The organism is Pseudomonas sp. SIMBA_068 (genome assembly GCF_046534705.1).
Taxonomy (GTDB): domain Bacteria; phylum Pseudomonadota; class Gammaproteobacteria; order Pseudomonadales; family Pseudomonadaceae; genus Aquipseudomonas; species Aquipseudomonas putida.
Map to the genome: position 1 here is coordinate 1 of NZ_JAWRYI010001841.1, position 230 is coordinate 230.

General features: G+C 56.1%; 1 protein-coding gene. It reads left to right on the plus strand.

What is annotated here, in order from left to right:
* Positions 1 to 230 (plus strand): pyruvate kinase alpha/beta domain-containing protein (locus SB756_RS36135; RefSeq protein WP_410914062.1); only part of this gene is annotated, 230 nt, incomplete at both ends.

The following is a 230-nucleotide window of genomic DNA, read 5'->3' on the forward strand; positions in this document are numbered from 1 at the left end:
CAGCAATGTACGCAGCTAACCACCTGAAAGGCGTTACGGCGATCATCACCATGACCGAATCGGGTCGTACCGCGCTGATGACCTCCCGTATCAGCTCTGGTCTGCCAATTTTCGCCATGTCGCGCCATGAACGTACGCTGAACCTGACTGCTCTCTATCGTGGCGTTACGCCGGTGCACTTTGATAGCGCTAATGACGGCGTAGCAGCTGCCAGCGAAGCGGTTAATCTG